This is a genomic window from Variovorax paradoxus (assembly GCF_009755665.1).
GTDB classification, from domain to species: domain Bacteria; phylum Pseudomonadota; class Gammaproteobacteria; order Burkholderiales; family Burkholderiaceae_C; genus Variovorax; species Variovorax paradoxus_G.
The window spans coordinates 3,425,957-3,444,106 of record NZ_CP046622.1 but is presented as its reverse complement, the minus strand read 5'-3'; the positions used below and the strand labels follow the sequence as shown (position 1 = coordinate 3,444,106).

Here is an 18,150-nt window from a genome sequence, read left to right as displayed (position 1 = left end):
TTCGGCGCGCAGGCACCGAAGGCAGCGAGATCTCAACCCTAGCGCTTGGGCCGAAGCGAGACGATCAGCGACGGGAAGATGCGCCCGTCGGTGTCGCGCGGCAGCTTGTCGGTCTTGCGCAGGCCGCGTTCGGCGGCTTCGTCCCAGCTGGGCAATCCGCTCGATCGGGTCAGCTTGACGCCGACGATGGTGCCGTCGGGCGCTAGATTCACTTCGAATTCGGCGGCCGGGTTGCCATTGACCGTCTCCGCATCGGGGAAGGTGATGTTCGGACGAACGGCGGCTGCAATGCGCCCCGCATAGCCGCTCGACGGTCCGGACGAACGCAGGGCGGTGCCCTTGGAATCGTCGCTGCCGCTGGCGCCCGCCAAACCCTGCATGCGCTTGAGCGTTGCGGCGCGGTCGGCGGCGGCCTGCTTGGCTGCCGCTTCCTGCTGCTGTTTCTTCGCTTCGGCCTGCTTGGCCTCGACTTCCTGCTGCTTCTTCTGCTGCTCGGCGAGCTTTTGCTGCTGGGCCTTCTTGCGCTCGGCTTCGTCTTCCGCGCGCTGCTTGGCTTCGAGCTCTTTCTTGCGCTGCTGTTGCTGGCGCTCCAGCTCGCGCTCTTTCTGCTCTTTTTCTTCCTTGAGCTTCTTCTCGCGTTCGAGTGCGATGTCCGGCGCGCGCGGCGGCGGTGCGGGTTCGGGAGCCTTCACCTGGGGTGGAGGAGGCGGCGGCGGGGGGAGCGGGCGGCGGTGGTGCGGGAGCGGGCGTGGGCGCTTGCGGTGCGGACAGGCGCGGCGCGGCCTGCTGCACCGTGGAAGACCACAGCTCCGCATCGACCGCGCCTTCGTCGGGGTCGCTGCGCCAGCGCACTCCCCACGTCAGCGCCGCGATCAGGAGCGCATGCGCGACCAATGCGAGCAGCACCGCGCGCGGCGTGCCGCGCTGCGGCGGTGGTGCGAACTCGGGGCGATCCAGGGCGAGCGACATGCCTTATTTGCCGCCCGTGGTGGTGACGGACAGGCCCACGCGCTCGATGCCGCTGCGCTTGAGCTGGTTCATCGCCTTCACGACGGTTTCGTACTTGACGGACTTGTCGGCGCTGATGACCACGGGGCGCTGGTCGTCGCCGCCCTGGGCGGTCTTGGCCGCGGAGCCGATCTGGGTCATGGGAATCGACGCGCCGCCGCTGCCGGTGGACGGGTCTTTCTTGATCTGCACTTCGTCGTCGCTCTTGATGACGATCTCGATGGGCTTGTCGGGTTGCTTGTTGGCACGGTCTACCGAGGGCAGGTTGATCACGCTCGGCGTGATGAGCGGCGCGGTGACCATGAAGATGATCAGCAGCACCAGCATCACGTCGATGAACGGGACCATGTTGATCTCGTTGATCGTGCGGCGGCCTCGGCCTCGGGATGAAACGGCGGGCATGCGCTCGGCCTCCGTTCAGCGGTTGCCCGGAGTCGCCGAAGCTGCCGTCGCGCTCGCGGCCGGGTGGGCCGAGAGATTGCGCTGCAGGATGTTCGAGAACTCCTCGATATAGGTTTCGAGCGCGATGGCGATCTTGTCGATCTCGCGCGCGAAGCGGTTGTAGCCCACCACCGCGGGAATGGCGGCGAATAGGCCGATGGCCGTGGCCACCAGTGCTTCGGCGATGCCGGGCGCCACGGTGGCCAGCGTTACCTGAGCGAGCGCGGCCAGGCCGGTGAAGGCATGCATGATGCCCCAGACCGTGCCGAAGAGGCCGACATACGGCGATACCGAGCCCACGGTGGCCAGGAACGACAGGTTCTGCTCGGCCGCATCGAGTTCGCGCTGGAAGCTCGCGCGCATGGCGCGGCGGGCGCCGTCCAGCAGCGTGCTGGCGTCGCTCACGTGGCGTTCGCGCAGCTTCTGGTATTCGCGCATGCCCGAAGCGAAGATGCGCTCCATGGGCCCGGCGAACTTGGCGTTTTGCGCGGCCGATGCGAACAGTTCGTTCAGGCTGGTGCCCGACCAGAACTCGCGTTCGAAGTCGTCGTTCAGCGCGCGCATGCGGCGCAGCGCAAAGTATTTGCGGATGATCGCGGCCCAGCTCGCAATCGAGACGATCACGAGCAGCAGCACGACCAGTTGGACCACGAAGCTCGCGTGGAGGAGGAGATTGATGATCGAGAGGTCTTGGTTCATGGCTTGAAAGGTTGAGTCATGGAGCCGCCGGAGCGCTCGAGGGTTCCCGAAACTTGGGTCGGTATGCGCGCGGGGCGCAATGTGGTGGCGTCCACCCAGCCGATGCGGATGGTGCCTTCGCACAGAAGGACGGGCGCCGGGGCGCCTGTTCGTTCTTGCTCTGTTTTTGATAGCACCTGCTGACCGATTATCAACGACGCCGTACCCATTTGTCGGAGATCGGCTGTAACCAGCAGTTCGTCGTCGAGGCGGGAGGGGCGATGGTATTTGAGCTGCGTTTCGCTCACCACGAACTGGCCACCGGTTTCCTCGCGCAGCTTTCGCTGCTCCACGCCCAGCGAGCGCAGCCATTCGGTGCGCCCGCGCTCCATGAACTTGAGGTAGTTGGCGTAGAACACGATGCCGCCGGCATCGGTGTCCTCCCAGTACACGCGGATGGGAAACGCGTAGCTCATGGGGCCGGGTTCGCGATCATGGCCCGCAGGCGTTCGATGGATTCCTCGAGATGGGCCATCGAGCTGGCGGTGGAAAAGCGCACGAACTTGCCGGTTTCGGCGGTGCCGAAATCGCGCCCCGGGGTCACGGCCACGTGGGCGCGCTTCATGGTTTCGAAGGCGAAATCCCAGCTGCCCGAAATGCCGAGCTTCTCGGCCACGCTGGTGCAGTCGGCCCAGGCATAGAAGGCGCCGTCGGGCACCACGGGCACGTTGAGGCCCAGCGCATTGAGCTGCGGAATGAACCAGTCGCGGCGCGCCTTGAACTCGGCGCGGCGGCGTTCGTATTCGGCAATGCTCGCATCCTCGAAGCAGGCCAGCGCCGCGTATTGCGACACGGTGCTGGGGCAGATGAAGAGGTTTTGCGCCAGCCGCTCGACCACGGGCACCAGCGCTTCGGGCACCACCAGCCAGCCAAGGCGCCAGCCGGTCATGTTGAAGTATTTGCTGAAGCTGTTGATGCTGATGACGTTGTCGTCGATGGCCAAGGCCGTCTGCCCAAAGGCATCGTCGTGCGAAAGCCCGAGGTAGATCTCGTCGATCAGCGTGATGCCGCCGCGCTGCGACACCACGTTGTGGATGCGGCGCAGCTCGTCGGACGCAATCGAGGTGCCCGTGGGGTTGGAAGGCGAGGCGAGCAGCACGCCGCGCGTCTTGTCGGTCCACGCGGCTTCGACCTTGGCGGCGGTGAGCTGGAAGCGCTCGTCGGCCGTGGTCGGGATCATCACCGCGGTGCCATCCGCGGCGCTCACGAAATGGCGGTTGCAGGGATAGCTCGGGTCGGGCAGCAGGATCTCGTCGCCCGATTCGATGAGCGCGAGGCAGGCCAATTGCAGCGCGGCCGATGCGCCGGCCGTCACCACGATGCGGCGTGCGGGCACGTCGACGCCGAAGCGCTGCGCATACCAGCCGCTGATGCGCTCGCGCAGATGGTCGAGTCCGGTCGCCTGCGTGTACTGCGTGGCACCGGCGCGCACCGCGCGTGCGGCGGCTTCCTGCACCAGCGGCGGCGCGGTGAAGTCGGGCTCGCCGATGTTCAGGAAGATCATCGGCCGGTCGGTATGGGCCACCTCGCGCGCCAGCACGCCGGCGGCCTTGGCAACCTCCATCACGTAGAACGGTTCGATGCGCTGTGCGCGCGCCGAGATTCTCATTGCACCCCCAAGCTACGGCGCTGCGCGCCTTCGGGCGGCCGGGCGGCGCTCCTCACGTTCTAGCCTTGCCGGAAGTGCGATCGGCCTCCACCTCGGCCGCGCGCAGTTGCGGCGCCAGGCCGTTGAGCACGGCGTTCACATACTTGTGGCCGTCCGTGCCGCCGAATTCCTTGGCAAGCTCGATGCATTCGTTGAGCACCACGCGCCATGGCACGTCCAGGCAGTGCTGAAACTCGTACACGCCGATCCACATCACGGCGTGCTCGATGGGCGATATCTCTTCGAACTTGCGGTCCAGCAGCGGGCGGATCAGCGCGTCGAGCTGCTCAGCGCCTTCGATGGCACCGTGCAGCAGCGCGTCGTAATGCGCGGCGTCGGCCTTGTGGAAGCCCGCGAGGTCGCGCGTGAACTGGTCGATGGCAGCCGCGTCGTTGCGGCCCACCAGATGCTGGTAGAGCGCCTGCAGCGCAAATTCGCGCGCGCGGCTGCGATTCGACTTGGCCGAAGCCTTGCGTGCGCCCGTGCTGGTGAGGCCGGTGCGTGCCTGGCGCGGCTTGGCGCCTGCTGTCTTGTTGTTGTCTTCGGTCATTTGAGGGAGGCCAGCAATTGCGCCATCTCGACCGCCACCTGGGCCGCATCGCGGCCCTTGTCGGTCTGGCGGGCAATGGCTTGCTCCATGTTTTCGGTCGTGAGGATCGCGTTGGCGATGGGAATGCGATGGTCGAGCGCGATGCGGCTCACGCTCGCGCCCGATTCGTTGGCCACCAGTTCGAAGTGGTAGGTTTCTCCGCGAATGATGCAGCCCAGCGCCACGAGCGCGTGGTAGCCGCCGCGCACGGCCATGGCCTGCAGGGCCACGGGCACTTCGAGTGCGCCGGGGACCTGCACATGGTGAATGTCGTCCGCCGCCACGCCCAGCTTTTCGAGCTCGGCGAGGCAGGCCGCGGCCAGCGCGTCCGTGATGTCGGCGTTGAAGCGTGCCTGGACGATGCCGATGCGCAGCCCTTTTCCGTCGAGCGGCTTTGCATCCGCTCCCTTGTTTGCACCTTGCATGTCTTGTCAGTCTTTCGTGAGGTAGCCGGCAATTTCGAGGCCGTAGCCTGCGGCCATGCTCGGCATGCGGCGGGGCGTGCCGAGCAGGTTCATCTTGTGCACGCCGCATTCGCGCAGGATTTGCGCGCCGATGCCGTAGCTGCGCAGGTCCATGCGGCCGCGCTCGGGGGCTTGCGCGGGGCGCGCGGTGCCGTCGAACTGGGCGAGCAGCTCGCCGGCGGTTTCGCCGCAGTTCAGCAGCACGGCCACGCCCTTGCCTTCATTCGCGATGTGCGCGAGGCTGGCGTCAAGGCTCCAGGAATGCAGCGAGCGGTTGATTTCGAGCGCGTCGAGGACCGAAAGCGGCTCGTGCACGCGCACCGACACCACATCGTCCGGCTGCCACTTGCCGCGCACCAGCGCAAGATGCACGCCGCGGCTGGGCTTGTCGGTGAAGGCGTGGGCGGTAAAGCTGCCCCACGCGGTCTGGATTTCGCGGCAGCCGACTTTTTCGACCAGCGATTCAGTGCGGCTGCGGTGCTCGATGAGCGCGGCAATGGTGCCGATCTTGAGCCCGTGCTCGGCCGCAAAAATCTGCAGGTCGGGGAGGCGCGCCATGGTGCCGTCTTCGTTCATCACCTCGCAGATCACCGAGGCGGGCGAGCAGCCGGCCATGGCTGCGAGGTCGCAGCCGGCTTCGGTATGGCCGGCGCGCATCAGCACGCCGCCGTCCACCGCCTGCAGCGGAAAGATATGGCCCGGCTGCACCAGGTCGCTGGCCACGGCATTGCGCGCCACGGCGGCCTGCACAGTGCGGGCGCGGTCGGCGGCCGAGATGCCGGTGGTCACGCCTTCGGCCGCTTCGATCGAAACGGTAAAGGCGGTCGAATGCTTGGCGCCGTTGCGGGACACCATGGGCGGCAGCTGCAGCCGCTCGCACATTTCGCGCGAAAGCGTGAGGCAGATCAGCCCGCGCGCATGGCGGGCCATGAAGTTGATCGCCTCGGGCGTGATGTGGTCCGCCGCGATGACGATGTCGCCTTCATTCTCACGGTCTTCCTCGTCCACCAGGATCACCATGCGGCCGGCGGCGAGCTCGGCCACGATCTCCTCGACCGGGGAAATCGGCGCGGGTGCCCGCGAGCCGCGGGGCGCGCCGATGGGGGTGACGGAGGCGTTCATTCGGCGGTGTCCTTGGAATACGTGGAAGGAGTTGGCACCAGGACGCCGGCCTGGAGCATGCGCTCCACGTAGCGCGCCACGGTATCGATTTCGAGATTGACCTTCGAGCCGGCCTGGAGGCTGCCGAGGGAGGTGTTTTCGACGGTGTGCGGGATCAGGTTGATGCTGATTTCCGCGCCGTCTTCGATGTCGCTCACGCTGTTGACCGTAAGGCTCACGCCGTTGATCGTGATCGAGCCCTTGTAGGCCAGAAAGCGCGCCAATGCGGGCGGTGCGACCACGCGCAGTTCCCAGCTTTCGCCCACGGGCGCAAAGTGGCTCACCATGCCGATGCCGTCCACATGGCCCGACACGATGTGCCCGCCCAGCCGGTCGCTGGCGCGCAGCGCCTTCTCGAGGTTGATGCGGGCGCCTTGCTCGGTGAGGCCGGCGGTCTTGTCGAGCGATTCGGCGGAAATGTCGATGGTGAACAGCTGCTGCGCCGGATCGAGCGTGGTCACGGTCATGCAGGCGCCGTTGAGCGCGATGCTGTCACCGAGGCCTACATCGTCGAGATATCCGTTGGGCACCGAAATGCCGAGTCTTTTGCCGTAGGAGGAGGAGGGGCCGAGGTCGTGGATGGCGGCGATGCGCCCCACGCCGGTGATGATTCCGGTGAACATTTGCACATTTTCGCAGATGCGGGGGCCCTCGGCCTTTCCGCGGCGCTTTGGCCGTGCAATCCGCCTCCGGTCGCCGAGGCTGGACGCTAGAAGCTGTCGCGCCCGCGCACCCGTGACACGATCCGCAGGTCGGGCTCGAGCATCTGCACAGACTTGAATTCGAGCGCCAGCGCGCCCTCCAGCGAGGTGAGTGGCCCTTCGGCGTGCAGGTGGCTCGCCATGTCGAGGCCGCTGCCGATCAGCTTGGGCGCCAGGTAGACCAGCAATTCGTCGACGCAGCCTTCCCGGATGAGCGAGCCGTTGAGCTTGTGGCCGGCCTCGACGTGCAGTTCGTTGACGCCGCGCGCTGCCAGGTCTTGCAGCATGGCGGCCAGATCGACCTTGCCCGCGGCATTGGGCAGGCAGGTGACGGTGGCGCCGCGTGCTTCCAGGGCGGCAGCGCGGGCTTCGTCGCGGACGGCTGCGTAAATCCACACTGGGCGGCCTGCTATGAAAACATGAGCGTCAGGCGGGGTCTGCAAATGGCTGTCGACGATCACCAGATGCGGCTGGCGCGGCGTTTCGACCATGCGCACGTCGAGCCGGGGGTTGTCTTCGAGCACGGTGCCCACACCGGTCAACACTGCGCTGGCACGGGCGCGCCACGCGTGGCCGTCGGCTCGGGCCGCTTCGGAGGTGATCCATTGGCTCACCCCGTTGGCAAGGCCCGTCTTGCCGTCGAGCGAGGCCGCCACCTTGAGACGCACCCAAGGCAGCTTGCGGACCATGCGGCTGAAGAAACCGATGTTGAGCTCGCGCGATTCCGCGGCGCCAGGGCCGGTTTGCACCTCGGTGCCGGCCGCCCGCAGCCGGGCGAAGCCCTGTCCGGCGACCAGCGGGTTCGGGTCTGCAAGCGATGCCACGACCCTGCCGATGCCGGCCGCGATCAGCGCGTCGCAGCAGGGACCGGTACGCCCGTGGTGCGAGCAGGGCTCGAGCGTGACGTAGGCCGTGGCGCCTGCAACCGAGTGGCCCTTGGCCGCGGCGTCGCGCAGCGCCATCACTTCGGCATGCGGCCCGCCGGCTTGCTGCGTGTGGCCCTGGCCCAGCACGCGGCCGTCTGCATCGCACAGCACGCAACCCACGCGCGGGTTCGGATCGGTCAGCAACAGCGCGTCGGAAGCCAGGCGCAATGCGGTGGCGATGTGCTGCGCGTCTTGTTCGGGGGAGGGCATGGGCTGCGAGAAGAATTATTTAACACCGGAGCCGCTGGATCATACGAGCGGCGGTCAAAAGCGGATGAACGGCAAACGGCCTGCAGAGAGCCGCCTCTACGCTCCAGTTTCGATGCAGGAATAAAGAAGCAACCGAAGTTGCAGGACGGGGAGGACATCGAAAAATGGCTACATCAAGGCAGGCCGCCACGGGCTTTTCGCTCGTGGAGGTGCTCGTTTCCATCGCGGTGCTGAGCGTCGGTTTGCTCGGCTCCATCGGCATGCTGCTCACGGCTGTGCGCACGGGCAAGGAAGCCGCAACATTCGCTGCGGCAGTCAACCTCGCTCGCGACCTTTCCGAAAAGGTTCGAATGAACCCGGGTGTGGCGGCAAGGAACGACGCGGCCAATACCTATCTTGTCGCCAACTGGACCGAGGATGCCGGCACTGGCGCCGCCCCGGGCGGGTGCGCGGCGGCAGGCGCGGCTTGCGATCCCGAAAGCCTGGCGGCCTGGGACATGGGCGAGTGGAAGCGCCGCGTTGCCAAGGCATTGCCCGGTGCCCGCCTGAGCGTGTGCTTCGATGACCACCCTTGGAACGCGTCGGCCGGCGAATACGCGTGGCCGTGCAGTGGTTCCGGCCGCAATGTGGTCGTCAAGCTCGGCTGGGTGCCGCACGCCGACGCCGTGGACGCGAAGCACGACGGCAAGCCGCAGCGGGAGCTTCCGCCTCGCTTGGTGATGCAACTGGTTGTCGGCTAGGCGAACGGCTGCCGTGCGAGCCCCTTGTCACCCAAGGTGCCTGCGCCAGGGCGGGATGACCTTGGTCGAGTTGATGGTCGCCGCCGCGATCGGCCTGGTGGTGGTGCTGGCCGCCACGGCTACCTTCATTGGCAGCCGGCAGCTCTTTGCCGCCAATGCCGAAGCGCAGGCGGTGGAAGATTCACTGAGGTTCGCGGCTGCAGTCGTCAGAGGCATCGTGCGGCAAGCCGGCTATGCCGACTATGCACCGGACCACGTCGGCCCGGACGGCAGCGTGGTAATCGGCAGCAACGCAAACCTGATGGTGTCGCCCGACGATCCATCCGACCTGGACATCGTCGGCGCGAGCCATGCGCGGGTCGGCCTCACAGGCGAAAGCTATGGCAGCCACAACAGCAGGGGCGTGAACGGGAGCGACTCGCTGCGGGTGCGGTTTTTCGGCCGCAGCCGCGACGGAGGCGGCGATACCGAACCAGACGGCACCATGGTCGATTGCATGGGCATTGCCCAGGCCGGCCCTTCGGACGACGGGCCGTCGCTCGCCGATCGTGCATGGAGCTTCTTCTTCGTGGCGGAAGCCGCCGACAAGGAGCCCGAGCTTTACTGCAAGTACCGCAGCGACAAGGAGGGCTCGTTCAGGTCCGAGCCGCTCGCGCGCGGTATCGAGGTGTTCAAGGTCGTTTACGCCTACGACGGCAATGGCGACGGGGTGCCTGAACGCTGGCTCGACGCCGCGCAGCTGGAGGCGCTGGCGGGCTCCACCGCCGGCATCAACGATGAGTGGCGCAAGGTGGTCGGTCTTCGCATCGGCATGGTCGCGCGCAGTGGCCCTGGCATTGGCGAAGCCCGAACGCAGGTTGAACTTCTCTATCCGCTCGGCGCCGACTTTCCCGATGTGAGCTTCATGCCTCCGGCGGACGGCAGACTGAGGCGCACTTCCACCTTCACGGTCATGCTGCGCAACGTCATGAAGGAGCCGGCACCATGAGCCGGAGCGGCTCGTCGCCGCAGCGAGGCTTCTCGTTGATCGTGGTGCTGTTGATGCTGCTCATTGCGATGGTGCTTGGCATTGGTGCGGCACAGGTCTCGCTGGTGGGCGAGCGAAGCGCACGCAACGACCGCGACACCGAGATCGCGTTCCAGGCCGCCGAAGCGGCGCTGGTCGACGCCGAGCGCGACGTGCTCGGCCCGAACCAAGGCGCGGCGCAACGCCTGTGTATTTTCAACGGCAGGGATGTTTCGGCCTTTGTCGCGGGATGCGGCGGCACGGGCATTCACCAGGGGCTGTGCGCCCAAGCCGAAGACGGCGCCGAGCCGGTCTGGATGACTGCTGATTTCGCAGCCGAAAGCACAACGTCGGTCGCCTACGGCACCTTCACTGGGCAAATCTACGCAACGGCCAGTGCGGTCGCAGGCGCTCGCGGCGGCGCGTTGTCGGCGCGCGCGCCGCGCTACATCGTGGAAGCGGTTCGCAACCTGGGGGGCTGGCAGTCCAGCCAGCTCCAAAGCGCAAGTGCGCGAAGCGCCTCGCATCTCTTTCGCGTCACGGCCATCGGCTACGGCGTGCGGGACGAGACGCAGGTGGTGCTGCAAACCAATTTGTACAAGCCGGCCGCCAGCCCGGGTTGCCCGTCCTGACTTTCCTGCTTTTGCTGAAACGGAATCCGAATGCGTTCTCCTGAAAGTCGCCTGCGCTCGGCGGCAGCTGTTGCCATCTGGGTGCTCTGCGGTACGTCGGTATTTGCGGCGGAGACCGGCGTGGTGCCGGCTGTAGAGCTGCCAAGTGAGCCGTTGTCTTCCATGGCGTCGCGCGTCGACCCGAACATGGTGCTCGACCTCGCACTGGAGTTCTCGAACACGGGTGCGGCCTATCGCGGCAGCTTCGACTGGAAGAAGGTCTACCTGGGCTATTGGGACCCGATGGCCTGCTACGGCTACGCCGCTTCCGATGGCTATTTCAAGCGCCTGTCCCCGGCAACGCGACTTGCCGGCGGCGAGATCGCGTGCGCGCATCAATGGAGCGGCAACCTGTTGAACTGGGCCGCGACGTCGACCGTTGACGTATTGCGGCTCGCGTTGACAGGTGGCGACCGGGTGGTGGACGAAGCCGAACGTACCGTGCTGCAACGCGCGGTGCTGCAGCAGGATTTCTACCGCGGCAGCTACTTTCCCGACAAGGCCGTGTCCGGCAACCTGGACAAGCTCACGCCGCTGGTGGTGGGCAGCAGCAATGGCTTGCGCGCGGCGGGCACTCTTCATTTCAATCATTGCGCCGACCGCATGTTCGTTGGATCGAGCGCAAGCGGCAGCTGCGCCAGCCCGGGCACCGACCAGCAATACGGTCCCGGCGCGGCGAGCGCTCCCTACTTCGCGCGGGTCGAGGTCTGCACCGCGGCTGAAGGCGCGGTGCGCAGGGACCTGTGCCTCAAGTACCCGAGCGGCAATTTCAAGCCCGCCGGCGAGATACAACATTACGCCGACAGGCTTCGTTTCGCCGTGTTCGGCTATCTGCTCGACAACGACCCGGCCCGCTATGGGGGCGTGTTGCGCGCACCGATGAAATACGCCGGACCGAGAAAGCTGGAGGCCAAGCTCGACCGAGTGGACAACCCCCAGACCGAATGGGATGCCAGGACCGGCGTCTTTCTTGGCGATCCGATATCCGTCGCGCAGGGCGGCCGGTTCGGTGGCGTCATCAACTACCTGAACCGCTTCGGACGCGCCGGTGCGTACAAGAAGTTCGACCCCGCGGGTGAGCTCTACTACGAATCGCTGCGCTACCTGCAAGGCAAGGTGCCCACGCGAGATGCAATCGCGGGCGTAGCAGCCCTCGACGATCCGCGAAAGGACGGGCTGCCGGTCTACAACGACACCGCGCAATGGCGCACCGACGGCCACAAGAGCTGGGACCCCGTGGGTGTCAGCTGCCGCAAGAACTACATCCTGGCGATCGGAGATCTCGAAACGCACGGCGATCGTGCCTTGCCCGGGCTGCCTGGCGGTGGCCGCAGTTTCAGCAATGCCTCGTTTGAGCCCGACACGTCCTACTGGACCCGCCTGGTCGGCGCGTTCGAAAACCGCGAGTCGCTGTCCTATACCCACCCTTCGGGAAAGACCGGTCTTGCAACGACCGGAAACCGAGGTCTTCCAGCCTTCAACTACAAGGGCGGCGCGCAACTGACGGCGAGCACCATCGCAGCTGCGGAAACGGGCGCCGACAAGGGTTCGTTCGGCATGGCGGGGCTGGCCTATTGGGCGAACACCCAGAAGATTCGTGCCGACTACCCCGACGTGCGGGTCCAGACCTTCGGCGTCGACCTGGACGCCGGCGGGCAGGGGGCCGTCCGGCAAGCGCAGCGCGGCAGCGCGCTTTATCTCGCGTCGAAGTACGGGGGCTTTGCAGACAGCAACGCGGACGGCAATCCATTCAGGGGCTCAGGCGACGGCGGCCAGGCCGACGTGGCGGGCAATTCCGAATGGGCCGAAGGCATCGACAACGATGGCCAGCCCAAGCCGTCCAACTACTTCCTGGCGGGCGAGCCGCGGCAATTGCTCGGCGCGATCCACCGGATTTTCGAGTCGGCAGCGGCGCCGTCAGGCGGGAGCACGGCGGACGCGGCCATTTCCTCGGACCGCATCGCGGAAGCCGGGAGCAGCCTCTACGTGCCGCGGTTCCGCGGACGCCGCTGGTCGGGCACGCTGCTGTCGTATCCATTGGCTTACGACGCGGCTGCGGCCACGGTGCGCCAGGCCGATGAGCCCGCGTGGGACGCGGGAGCCCTGTTGACCGGCAACGCATCGGCTCAGCCGGCACGTGTGGCGCGCGATCCCTCGGACAGGAACATCTTCACCCTTTCGTCGGCCGGCAGAGGGACGCCTTTTCGCTGGGAAGCACTCGACAGCGCATCGCGAGCCCATTTGAACTCCACGCCCTATGCGGTGCCGCCGGCATCCGATGCGCTGGGCGCCGACCGGCTTGCCTATCTGCGCGGCGACCGCCGCAAGGAACTGTCGGCACCGGGTGGGATGTTCCGTGTGCGTGATTCGGTCATGGGCGATGTTGCCAATTCGAACCCGCTGTTCGTGGGCGCACCGAGCCTGCACGTGCAGGATGCCGGCTATGGCCGCTTTCTAGAGGCGAACAAAGCGCGGCCGCCGGCGGTGTACGTCGGCGCCAACGACGGCATGCTGCATGCGTTCTCGGCCGCCACGGGAGGCGAGCTCTTCGCCTACGTGCCGCGCGCGGTGTTGCACAAGCTCGGTAGCTACAGCTCGCCAGACTATGTGCATCAATCCTATGTCGACGGATCGCCCGCGGCGGTGGAGGCGAGGATGGCCGACGGCAGCTGGAAGACCGTGCTGGTTTCCGGAATGGGTGCTGGAGCAAGCGGCGTCTTTGCGCTCGATGTTTCCGATCCCGCCGCGTTTTCTGCCGACAAGGCACTGTGGGAGTTCACGGGCCTCGACGACGAGGACATGGGCCACGTGCTCCAAGCGCCGCGAATCTTGAAGTTTCGCCTCTCCGCACCCACGCGCACCGGGGCAGCAGCCTATGCCTGGTTTGCCGTGGTGCCCTCCGGCTTCAACAACGCCAATCCGGACAGGCGCGGGGCGCTGTTCCTGCTTTCGCTCGACAAGCCCGCCGGTGCCGCCTGGAAGCGGGGCGTCAACTATCACAAGATCGTGCTGCCGACACCAGCGGACAAGACGCTGGCAAACGCCCTCGGCACGCCGGGCGACTACGCAGCCGCGGACGGTTCGGTGCACTGGCTGTACGCCGGCGACACGCAAGGCAACCTGTGGAAGTTCGACTTCACCGGCCGTGCGCCTTGGAACGAGGACAACGCACTCGGGTTGAAGGGGTTGCCGCTCATGGTCGCGATATCGCCCGGCGCGGGCGCCAAGCGCCAACCGATCACTGTGGCGCCAGAAGTGGGCGCAGGGCCGAACGGCGGCGCCATCGTGCTCTTCGGCACCGGCAAGTTCATGAGCGCCGAAGACATCGGCAGCGCCAGCCATGCGGTGCAAACGCTCTACGGCGTGTACGACTCGGGCACCGCCATTCCCGCGCACGAAACGCGCACCCAGCTTCAGGCGCGGACCGCCGCCGCTGCGGCCGGCCAGGCACTGCCGGCCATCGTGGGCGAACCTTTCGTCTATGGCACCGGAAACCGCAGCGTGGCAAGTCGCCGCGGCTGGTATTTCGATCTTCCCGGCTCGCTCGACTCGGGCGAGCGGCAGGTGACCCGGCTGGCGCTCAGCGACGGCTATCTGTTCTTCAACACGCTAATACCGAACGGCAATGCCTGCGGCGCAAACGGCGGCGGTCGCAGCTGTGCAATCAACGCAATGACAGGGCTTTCGAAAGGCGGGACCTGTGTGCCTTCGACGGTGGGGTCGTTGTCGTCGCCATTACTCGTTGCGCTTGGAGAAGGGGCGCATACCTCACCCGATGCATTCGGCCGCCGTTCGGCGACGAAGAGGCTTTCAGTGATCAACGCCGGCTCTGGAGGACGCCCTGGTGGAGCCGGCATTTCAACCGTGCAGCCGGTGGAAGGTGGCCAGATTTCGCAAGTGGCCGGGCGCTTGAACTGGCGCCAGATCACCGATTTTGAGGGGGCAAAGCCATGAAAGCCGCCAAGTCGGCAAGCGGCACCGCCGGTCGCATTCACGGCTTCACGCTCATCGAATTGATGATCGTGGTCGCGATCCTCGCCATCCTGGCCGCAATCTCCTATCCGTCGTACCTGGACTTCATGCGCAAGGGCTGGCGCACCGAGGCGCGCTCGGCCCTGATGCAGCAGATGCAGCAGCAAGAGCGGCAATACACCATGACCGGGCAGTACAAGCGCTACGAAGGCGGATCCGGCGAGGGAGGTGCCGGCGGCAAGTACCTTGTCGAGAGTGGCAATTGCGAGGGGCAGGGCACCATCGAGCGCTGCATCAGGCTCACGGCCACCCCGCAGCCGGGCTACTCCGATCCCGAAGTCGGAGCGCTCTGGATCGACAGCATGGGAGACAAGGGCTGCAACGGCACGGCGGGTGCCAAGTGCTGGCAATGAGGTCCGGCTGGCGATGGCCGATGGTTGCGAGGGCTGCGCTGGGCGGATTCACCCTCGTCGAGCTGATGGCCGTGGTAGCCATCATGGCAATCCTGGGTTCGATCGCCGTTTCCTCGTTTCGCGACCTGCTGCTCAACCAGCGGCTTGCCGCTGCTTCGAGCGGTTTCGTGGCCGCGCTGAACCTGGCTCGCACCGAAGCCATTCAGCGTTCGCAAAAGGTGCATGTGGGCGCCCTCGAGGGAAGCGACTGGTCGAGTGGCTGGGCCGTGCAGGCCGGGCCGGAAGGCGCAATGCAAACGGTGCGCAAGTTCGAGAAGCTTCCGAACGGGGTGAGCGTCGACGCAGCACTCGGAGACGGATTCGTGCGAGGGCTGGACTACGACAGCAATGGCTTCTCGCGCCGGGCGGGCGGCACGGGCTTCGGCGCCGGATGCCTCACGCTGAAGGCCGAGTCGGGCCGCAGGGCGTCGATCGTGGTATCCGCGTCGGGTCGCGCCAGGGTCTGCAACCCCGATGTCCGGGGTGAGTGCGGAAGCGGCGCTTGCGGCAGCGGCGGCTAGTGAGAGGGCGCCAGGGGCTTGCCGCGACGCCTCTTGCTCAAATGTCCCGCAACAGCTGCCTGAACTCGTCCACGTCCTCGAAGCTGCGGTACACCGAAGCAAAGCGCACGTAAGCGACCTTGTCGAGCTTCTTGAGCTCGCGCATGACGAGTTCGCCAACCTTGGTCGAGTCGATTTCGCGCAGGCCGCTGGCCAGCAGCTTTTGCTCGATGCGCAGCAGCGCGTTGTCGATCTGCTCGATGCTCACCGGCCGCTTGCGCAGCGCCAGCATCATCGAGGCGCGCACTTTGGTCGAGTCGAAGTCGGCGCGGCTGCCGTCCTTCTTCACGACGACCGGAAAGTTCACGTCCGGCCGCTCGTACGTTGTAAAGCGCTTGTCGCAGGCGCTGCACTGGCGGCGCCTGCGCACGAAGTCGGCGTCTTCCGAAACGCGGGTCTCGACGACCTGCGTTTCAAGATGACCGCAAAAAGGGCATTTCATGCGGCCAGGTCTTGCGGACGATCAGCGGTAGACAGGGAAGCGGCTCGTGAGCGCGTGCACCTTGGCGCGCACGGCGTCGATGTTGGCTGCATCGCGCGGGTTCTCGAGCACGTCGGCCACCAGGTTCGCCGTGATGCGGGCCTCTTCATCCTTGAAGCCGCGCGTCGTCATGGCGGGAGTGCCGATGCGCACGCCGCTGGTCACCATCGGCTTCTCAGGGTCGTTGGGGATCGCGTTCTTGTTGATCGTCATGTGGGCGGCGCCCAGCACGGCTTCGGCTTCCTTGCCGGTAATGCCCTTGGAGCGCAGGTCAACCAGCATCACGTGGCTTTCGGTGCGCCCGCTCACGATGCGCAGGCCACGCTCGGTGAGGGTGTCGGCCACGATCTGGGCGTTCTTGACCACTTGCTGCTGGTAGGCCTTGAACTCGGGCGTCATGGCTTCCTTGAACGCAACGGCCTTGGCGGCAATCACGTGCATCAGCGGGCCGCCTTGCAGGCCCGGGAAAATGGCGCTGTTGATGGCTTTCTCATGCTGCGACTTCATCAGGATGATGCCGCCGCGCGGACCGCGCAGGCTCTTGTGGGTGGTGGAGGTCACCACGTCGGCATGCGGCACGGGGTTGGGGTACACGCCCGCGGCCACAAGGCCTGCGTAATGGGCAATGTCGACCATGAAGATCGCGCCCACGTCCTTGGCCACCTTGGCGAATCGCTCGAAATCGATGCGCAGCGAATAAGCCGAGGCGCCGGCGATGATGAGCTTGGGCATGTGCTCGTGCGCCTTGCGTTCCATCGCGTCGTAGTCGATGGCTTCGTTGGCGTCGAGGCCGTAGCTCACCACGTTGAACCACTTGCCGCTCATGTTGAGGGGCATGCCGTGCGTGAGGTGGCCGCCTTCGGCCAGGCTCATGCCCATGATGGTGTCGCCGGGCTTCAAGAAGGCCAGCATCACGGCCTCGTTGGCCGATGCGCCGCAATGCGGCTGCACGTTGGCGGCGTCGGCGCCGAAGATCTGCTTGACGCGGTCGATGGCCAGTTGCTCGGCCACGTCGACATGCTCGCAGCCGCCGTAGTAGCGCTTGCCCGGGTAGCCTTCGGCGTACTTGTTGGTGAGCTGCGAGCCCTGTGCGGCCATAACGGCCGGCGAGGCGTAGTTTTCGCTCGCGATGAGCTCGATGTGGTGTTCCTGGCGCGCGTTTTCGGCCTGGATGGCAGCCCAGATTTCGGGATCGGTCTGTTCGACCAGGATATTGCGTTGGTACATGGCAGTCCTTTGAAGACGAGGTCCTTGTTCTTCAACCAAACAAGGGCTGCCCAGGCGAACGGCTGAACGCCTGAATGGATGCCAGGCGGCACGCTTCCCAGTGGTATTCCACGTCAGCGCGTGGCACCTTTGGAGGTGCTGCGCCTATCGCCAGTCGCGTACGGAACGGAGTGTAGCTCACCCCATGGTTTTGCCCATGGGGCAGGGACTCAGGAAACCTCGGAAAGCAGTGCGACTTTTTGAGGATCGGCCACTGCCGGCTCGGCAGCTTGCTGCGGCTTCGGCGGTACCGCGATGGGGATTGGCTGTGCGCGAACGATGGGCGCCGTCGTGGTCGGAGGGTTGCGGCCGTTGGCCACCTGCAGTAGCCGCTCGTGCTCGGCCAGCACCTTGTTGGCATAGCCGCCGTCATCATCGAGATTGGCTGCGCCCACGTAGTAGCGCAGGCCGCCTTCGAGCGAGCCGGCGCGGGCGATGCATTCCTGCAGCACCTTCACGCCGACGCGCATGTTGGTCACAGGGTCGAAAGCGGTGAGTGTGCCGCCGGCGCTTTCGTACTTGTCGCCGTGAACGCGGGTCATGACCTGCATCAGGCCCTGCGCGCCCACGTGGCTCTGCGCGAACGGGTTGAAGCTCGATTCGACCGCCATGATGGCCAGGATCAGCGTCGGGTCGAGCTTGGTGCGCTTGCCCAGTTGGTATGCCTCTGCGACGAGCACGCTCAGCGGCTCGGCCGCCACGCGGTATTTCTTGCTGAGCCAGTAGGCCACCGCGGCTTGCTGCTTGGGCAGATCGCCGGGGCTCGCGGCCGTGGTGCGCACAATGGCTGTCGGCTCCAGGTCGGTGGCCTCGGGCGCAGGCTTGCGCGACTGGAGCCAGCCCATGAGCTGCTCTTCGCCGGTCTGGCGCAGATCGGGCCGCGCCACCAGCGCGAGAGCCGCAAACACAATAGCCAGGCCGACCAGTGCAAACCCGTTGTGGGTGATTTCAAAAAAGCCGTCTGCCACATCGGACGCAAAGGTCCTTAGCCCGCGGGCTGTGGCATCAAACGCCTTGTTCATCGCTCTTCCTTTCTATGCGGCACCTGATCGCAGCGCCCGGAGGGCGATGGATGAAGGCAGCGGCGCTTGATTGGTACGAATCAGGCTCCGCGCA

At 66.1% G+C, this 18,150-nt stretch carries 18 protein-coding genes, 1 pseudogene and 1 riboswitch; of the genes and pseudogenes, 6 read left to right on the top strand and 13 right to left on the bottom strand.

The features are described 5' to 3' along the window. Positions 1-38: 38 nt before the first annotated feature. The 10 genes and pseudogenes from GOQ09_RS16050 to ribD all read right to left on the bottom strand — a co-directional run bounded on the left by GOQ09_RS16050 (position 39) and on the right by ribD (position 7,886). A pseudogene (locus tag GOQ09_RS16050) lies at positions 39-969 on the bottom strand (energy transducer TonB). A gap of 3 nt (positions 970-972) precedes the next feature. Continuing rightward, positions 973-1,410 carry an ExbD/TolR family protein gene (locus tag GOQ09_RS16045; RefSeq protein WP_055806077.1) on the bottom strand — a complete coding sequence of 146 codons (438 nt, stop codon included), beginning with the start codon at positions 1,408-1,410 and terminating at the stop codon, positions 973-975. A gap of 15 nt (positions 1,411-1,425) precedes the next feature. Continuing rightward, the gene (gene tolQ / locus GOQ09_RS16040; RefSeq protein WP_126750007.1) at positions 1,426-2,148 is read right to left on the bottom strand and encodes a protein TolQ; all 723 of its coding nucleotides are present in this window, start codon (positions 2,146-2,148) and stop codon (positions 1,426-1,428) included. Then, a complete protein-coding gene (locus GOQ09_RS16035) occupies positions 2,145-2,603 on the bottom strand; it encodes a YbgC/FadM family acyl-CoA thioesterase (RefSeq protein WP_157614416.1) in 459 nt (152 codons plus the stop codon). The genes tolQ and GOQ09_RS16035 overlap by 4 nt, the downstream gene beginning before the upstream one ends. Next, positions 2,600-3,796: a pyridoxal phosphate-dependent aminotransferase gene (locus tag GOQ09_RS16030; protein WP_157614415.1), complete on the bottom strand. Its 1,197-nt coding sequence runs from the start codon at positions 3,794-3,796 to the stop codon at positions 2,600-2,602. Before GOQ09_RS16030 ends, GOQ09_RS16035 begins: the two co-directional genes overlap by 4 nt. Before the next feature lie 52 nt (positions 3,797-3,848). After that, complete coding sequence (nusB, locus tag GOQ09_RS16025; protein ID WP_126750010.1) at positions 3,849-4,385, bottom strand: transcription antitermination factor NusB; 537 nt, start codon at positions 4,383-4,385, stop codon at positions 3,849-3,851. Then, positions 4,382-4,849 (bottom strand): 6,7-dimethyl-8-ribityllumazine synthase, encoded by a 468-nt coding sequence (gene ribH, locus GOQ09_RS16020; protein ID WP_157614414.1) that lies wholly within the window; start codon positions 4,847-4,849, stop codon positions 4,382-4,384. The genes nusB and ribH overlap by 4 nt, the downstream gene beginning before the upstream one ends. Before the next feature lie 6 nt (positions 4,850-4,855). Then, positions 4,856-6,010, bottom strand: a complete 1,155-nt coding sequence (gene ribBA / locus GOQ09_RS16015) for a bifunctional 3,4-dihydroxy-2-butanone-4-phosphate synthase/GTP cyclohydrolase II (RefSeq protein ID WP_157614413.1) — start codon at positions 6,008-6,010, stop codon at positions 4,856-4,858. Then, positions 6,007-6,672, bottom strand: coding sequence for a riboflavin synthase (locus GOQ09_RS16010; RefSeq protein WP_157614412.1), 666 nt, complete (start codon positions 6,670-6,672; stop codon positions 6,007-6,009). The genes ribBA and GOQ09_RS16010 overlap by 4 nt, the downstream gene beginning before the upstream one ends. A gap of 86 nt (positions 6,673-6,758) precedes the next feature. After that, complete coding sequence (gene ribD, locus GOQ09_RS16005) at positions 6,759-7,886, bottom strand: bifunctional diaminohydroxyphosphoribosylaminopyrimidine deaminase/5-amino-6-(5-phosphoribosylamino)uracil reductase RibD (protein ID WP_157614411.1); 1,128 nt, start codon at positions 7,884-7,886, stop codon at positions 6,759-6,761. A 164-nt stretch (positions 7,887-8,050) separates the two neighbouring features. Between ribD and pilV the strand changes: the two genes are divergently transcribed. The 6 genes from pilV to GOQ09_RS26360 are packed head-to-tail and all read left to right on the top strand — an operon-like array spanning position 8,051 to position 15,248. Beyond that, positions 8,051-8,626, top strand: coding sequence for a type IV pilus modification protein PilV (pilV, locus tag GOQ09_RS16000; protein ID WP_157614410.1), 576 nt, complete (start codon positions 8,051-8,053; stop codon positions 8,624-8,626). Positions 8,627-8,681: 55 nt separating this feature from the next. Further along, positions 8,682-9,614 carry a PilW family protein gene (locus GOQ09_RS15995; protein WP_157616733.1) on the top strand — a complete coding sequence of 311 codons (933 nt, stop codon included), beginning with the start codon at positions 8,682-8,684 and terminating at the stop codon, positions 9,612-9,614. Then, positions 9,611-10,264, top strand: a complete 654-nt coding sequence (locus GOQ09_RS15990) for a pilus assembly PilX family protein (RefSeq protein ID WP_157614409.1) — start codon at positions 9,611-9,613, stop codon at positions 10,262-10,264. The genes GOQ09_RS15995 and GOQ09_RS15990 overlap by 4 nt, the downstream gene beginning before the upstream one ends. 30 nt (positions 10,265-10,294) lie before the next feature. After that, positions 10,295-14,257 carry a pilus assembly protein gene (locus GOQ09_RS15985; protein WP_157614408.1) on the top strand — a complete coding sequence of 1,321 codons (3,963 nt, stop codon included), beginning with the start codon at positions 10,295-10,297 and terminating at the stop codon, positions 14,255-14,257. Beyond that, the gene (locus tag GOQ09_RS26525; RefSeq protein WP_157614407.1) at positions 14,254-14,688 is read left to right on the top strand and encodes a type IV pilin protein; all 435 of its coding nucleotides are present in this window, start codon (positions 14,254-14,256) and stop codon (positions 14,686-14,688) included. The genes GOQ09_RS15985 and GOQ09_RS26525 overlap by 4 nt, the downstream gene beginning before the upstream one ends. Before the next feature lie 20 nt (positions 14,689-14,708). Further along, on the top strand, positions 14,709-15,248 hold the full coding sequence (locus GOQ09_RS26360; protein ID WP_165442091.1) for a GspH/FimT family pseudopilin: 540 nt from the start codon (positions 14,709-14,711) through the stop codon (positions 15,246-15,248). A gap of 37 nt (positions 15,249-15,285) precedes the next feature. Here the strand turns inward: GOQ09_RS26360 and nrdR are convergent, their stop codons facing one another. The 3 genes from nrdR to GOQ09_RS15960 all read right to left on the bottom strand — a co-directional run bounded on the left by nrdR (position 15,286) and on the right by GOQ09_RS15960 (position 18,056). Further along, positions 15,286-15,729: a transcriptional regulator NrdR gene (gene nrdR / locus GOQ09_RS15970; protein ID WP_007836918.1), complete on the bottom strand. Its 444-nt coding sequence runs from the start codon at positions 15,727-15,729 to the stop codon at positions 15,286-15,288. A gap of 21 nt (positions 15,730-15,750) precedes the next feature. Next, complete coding sequence (gene glyA / locus GOQ09_RS15965) at positions 15,751-16,995, bottom strand: serine hydroxymethyltransferase (RefSeq protein WP_157614406.1); 1,245 nt, start codon at positions 16,993-16,995, stop codon at positions 15,751-15,753. 41 nt (positions 16,996-17,036) lie between these two features. After that, positions 17,037-17,163: riboswitch (ZMP/ZTP riboswitch) on the bottom strand. 41 nt (positions 17,164-17,204) lie between these two features. Beyond that, positions 17,205-18,056 (bottom strand): lytic transglycosylase domain-containing protein, encoded by an 852-nt coding sequence (locus GOQ09_RS15960; RefSeq protein WP_157614405.1) that lies wholly within the window; start codon positions 18,054-18,056, stop codon positions 17,205-17,207. Positions 18,057-18,150 lie beyond the last annotated feature (94 nt).